4 protein-coding genes are annotated in these 3441 nt (G+C 72.5%); 3 read left to right on the forward strand and 1 reads right to left on the reverse strand.

Annotated elements, in window-relative coordinates:
- Nucleotides 1-68: 68 nt before the first annotated feature.
- From D7V97_RS41410 to D7V97_RS41420, 3 genes are read left to right on the forward strand one after another with little or no spacing between them, the layout of a single operon-like run.
- Nucleotides 69-308, forward strand: a complete 240-nt coding sequence (locus D7V97_RS41410) for a hypothetical protein (RefSeq protein ID WP_120616047.1) — start codon at nucleotides 69-71, stop codon at nucleotides 306-308.
- Between the two features lie 14 nt (nucleotides 309-322).
- Complete coding sequence (locus tag D7V97_RS41415; RefSeq protein WP_120616048.1) at nucleotides 323-1003, forward strand: response regulator transcription factor; 681 nt, start codon at nucleotides 323-325, stop codon at nucleotides 1001-1003.
- Nucleotides 1003-2406, forward strand: a complete 1404-nt coding sequence (locus D7V97_RS41420; protein ID WP_120616049.1) for a HAMP domain-containing sensor histidine kinase — start codon at nucleotides 1003-1005, stop codon at nucleotides 2404-2406. The genes D7V97_RS41415 and D7V97_RS41420 overlap by 1 nt, the downstream gene beginning before the upstream one ends.
- A gap of 35 nt (nucleotides 2407-2441) precedes the next feature.
- Here the strand turns inward: D7V97_RS41420 and D7V97_RS41425 are convergent, their stop codons facing one another.
- Nucleotides 2442-3281 carry a carboxypeptidase regulatory-like domain-containing protein gene (locus D7V97_RS41425; RefSeq protein ID WP_120616050.1) on the reverse strand — a complete coding sequence of 280 codons (840 nt, stop codon included), beginning with the start codon at nucleotides 3279-3281 and terminating at the stop codon, nucleotides 2442-2444.
- Nucleotides 3282-3441: the final 160 nt, after the last annotated feature.

Here is a 3441-nt window from a genome sequence, read left to right on the forward strand (position 1 = left end):
CGATGACGCCCCGCCCTCGATGATCTGAAGCCTCCCCTCTTCCCCCTTCCTCTTCCTGGAGATTTCCCATGAGACACCGCTTGCTCGTCGTCCTCCTCGCCGCGGGTGCCCTCGGAGGCTATGCCTCCGGCTTCGCGAGCCTCGCCCGCCACCACCGCTCCTCGTGCCACCGCGGCGACTGGGGCGCCACCGCCTACCGCAACGGAGCGCCGCCGTACTGGGACTGGCACGCGCAGCGGGCCCCGAATGCCTCGGGGGATGGCTCGGGGAATGCCTCGGGGCCCGCTGAAGCGTCGGGAGCGCGTTAGGATTCCGGTCGCCCATGCCCACCCGCGTCCTGCTCATCGATGACGACACCCGGATGTTCGAGCTGCTCGCGGAGTACCTCGGGCAGAACGGCATCACCGTCAGCCACGCGCCCGACGGTGGACGCGGGCTGGCGGCGCTGGAGGCCCACGCCTTCGACGCCGTGCTGCTGGACGTGATGATGCCGGGCATGGATGGGCTGGAGGTGTGCAAGCGCATCCGGGCGAAGAGCCGCATCCCCGTGCTGATGCTCACCGCCAAGGGGGATGAGACGGACCGGGTGGTGGGCCTGGAGCTGGGCGCGGACGACTACCTGCCCAAGCCCTTCGGACCGCGCGAGCTGCTCGCCCGCCTGCGCGCGGTGCTGCGGCGGGCCCAGCCTTCGGCGGTGGCGGACCGGCTGGAGTCGAGCGGGGTGTCCATCGACGTGTCCGGGCGCGAGGTGCGGGTGGAGGGGCGCGCGGTGGACCTGACGGGCCTGGAGTTCGACCTGCTGCTCGCGCTGGTGCGCCGGGCTGGCCGGGTGATTCCCCGCGACGCGCTGCTGGGCGAGGCGGGTCGCAGCGACACGGTGGTGAGCGAGCGCACGGTGGACGTGCACATCTCCCACTTGCGCCAGAAGCTGGGGGACGTGGGCACGCGCCTCATCAAGACGGTGCGCGGCGTGGGCTACGTCTTCGCCAAAGAGGGCACCTGATGGACTGGCGCCACCCGCATCACCCCGACGATGGCTGCGTTCCTCCCCATCATCGCCCCCGCTTCGGCAGGCACGGACGCCACGGGCACCACCGTCCGCCGTGGCACCTGGGCCGGCTGGGGTCCTTCGTGCAGGCGCGGCTGCGGCGGCGGCTGTTCGTCATGTTCGGAGCCACCATCCTGGTGACGGTGCTGGTGGTGTCCGGAGTGATGAACCTGGTGGGCGGCTCGACGTGGACGCAGGAGACGGAGCGCGTGCGCGCGTTCGTGGGCCACCGCTTCGCGGAGGTATGGGACGCGCCCGTCGAGCGCGCTTCCCTGGTGCGCAGCATCTCCAGCGACCTGGACGTGGACGTGGAGCTGATGGATCTGTCCGGCGCGGTGGTCGCGCGAGGAGGGGCGCCGTGCGATGAGCCGGACACGTCCTTCCCGGTGATGCGCGAGGGTGTACTCCTGGGCACGGCGCGGACGTGCTACCTGCGCATGCGCTCGCGCAGCCCCCTGCGCGGCGTGTTGCCCCTGGGCATCGCGGTGCTCGTGCTGTGGACGGCGGCGGGCGGCATCTCCTACAAGATGGCGCGACCGGTAGACCATCTGGTACGGGCCACGCAGGAGCTGGGCGCGGGCAAGCTGGGGACGCGGGCGAGCCTCCACCGCCACGCCACCGGCGAGTTCGCGGTGCTCGCCGAGTCCTTCAACGACATGGCGGCGCGCATCGAGAAGCAGATGGCGGATCAACGCGAGCTGCTCGCGGCGGTGTCCCACGAGCTGCGCACGCCGCTGGCCCGGCTGCGGGTGCTGACGGAGCTGCTTCGCGATGGCGGCGGCAACCCGCGCACGTTGGACCAGGTGGACCGCGAGGTGGTGGAGCTGGACGCGCTGGTGGGCGAGCTGCTCGCGAGCTCACGCCTGGACTTCGGCCAGCTGACGCCCAAGGCGCTGGAGGCGGGGGTGCTCGCGGCCCAGGCACTGGAGCGCGCCGGGCATTCCGCCACGCTGTTGCAGCCGGAGACGGATGACGTGACGCTGCTGGCGGACGCGACGCTGCTGGGCCGGGCGCTGGTGAACCTGCTCGACAACGCGCGTCGGCATGGGAACGGGGTGGAGGCGCTCCGGCTTCAGGACCACGGGCCGGAACACCTGGCGTTCTGCGTGGAGGACCGGGGCCCCGGCCTGCTGCCCGGCGAGGAGACGCGCATCTTCCAGCCGTTCTACCGGAAGGACCGGGGCGGCGAGGCGCGCGAGGCCGGCTCGTTGGGGTTGGGGCTCGCGCTGGTGCAGCGGATTGCCCGGGCCCACGGCGGGGACACGTTCGCGGAGAACCGGCCCGGCGGAGGCGCGCGGGTGGGCTTCACGGTGCGGAAGAAGGGCCCACCGAGCGCCCTGGAGCGTCCGCAGGCGTAGGGAGGGGCCGCGACGTGCGGCCCCCCAAACCCGCGCTACGGCTTCGCGGGCGCGTCCGTCGCGGCGAACGTGAACGCGGCGTCCGCCGGAGCGCCGTCCTTCACGGTGACCTCCGCCGTCTTCGTGCCCAGCGTCTCGTGCCACGCCTCCAGCGTGTACGTGCCCGCGGGCAGGCCCGTCAGGGTGAACGTGCCGTCATCGCCCGTGGTGGTGAAGTACGGGTTGGGGTTGCTCACCACGTAGGCCGTCATCCACGGGTGCACGTCGCACTTGAGGCGCAGCACCTCCGCGTCGGCCGGCATCGGCTTCTGCACCGGCGCGCCCGAGGGCGGCTGGGCCACGTTGAACACCGGCCTCGCGCCCACCACGCCGCGCACGTTGTGCAGCGTGCCGTCGCTGTTCTTGAACATCACCTGCTGGCCCGCCACCGCGCCCTGCACGCGCGGCACGTAGGTGCACTTGGACTGATCCACCACCACCGGCGTCGAAGGCGCGGCGGGCGCTCCCGCCACCGTGCCGCGCACGCGCACCAGCACGTTCTTGAGCTTGCCGTCCTTCACCAGCACGGACTGCTCCTTCTCCGGCCGGCCGTCACACGCGGGGTCGGCGCTGGGCGCCAGGTCCGCCATCACCGGCGCCGTGCCGGTGAACGACACCGTGCCCTTCACCACGCCGTTGCCCGCGGGCGCAGGAGCCGCCGCTTCACCCGTTCCCGCGCCCGCGTTCGGCGCGGGGGGCACGGCCTGCTGCGTGGGGGGCGTCTCCCCCGCCGGAGCCGTCACGGCGGGCGTGGGCGCTTCGTCCTTCTTGCACGCGGGCAGGGCCAGCAGCCCCACGACGGCGACCATCGACAAGCCAGGCGTACGCAGCTTCATGAGGCAGTCTCCTCGACGTGGATCCAGGTTGCGGTGCCGCCGTCGTAGTGGAAGGCACCGGGCAAGTCCAACAACCGCGGGGGCTACTCGCGGCGGCTCACGCTGAACGCCGCCAGCCCCACGAACACCGCCGCGAACGCGAGCAGCGCCGGCACCTCCC

The sequence above is a fragment of the Corallococcus sp. CA053C genome (genome assembly GCF_003611675.1).
In the GTDB taxonomy this organism is placed as follows: domain Bacteria; phylum Myxococcota; class Myxococcia; order Myxococcales; family Myxococcaceae; genus Corallococcus.

What these genes read in the sequence shown, in the direction of transcription:
- D7V97_RS41420 (WP_120616049.1), top strand. Translation starts at nt 1,003, where the DNA reads ATGGACTGGCGCCACCCGCATCACCCCGACGATGGCTGCGTTCCTCCC.
- D7V97_RS41425 (WP_120616050.1), bottom strand. Translation starts at nt 3,281, where the DNA reads ATGAAGCTGCGTACGCCTGGCTTGTCGATGGTCGCCGTCGTGGGGCTG.
- D7V97_RS41410 (WP_120616047.1), top strand. Translation starts at nt 69, where the DNA reads ATGAGACACCGCTTGCTCGTCGTCCTCCTCGCCGCGGGTGCCCTCGGA.
- D7V97_RS41415 (WP_120616048.1), top strand. Translation starts at nt 323, where the DNA reads ATGCCCACCCGCGTCCTGCTCATCGATGACGACACCCGGATGTTCGAG.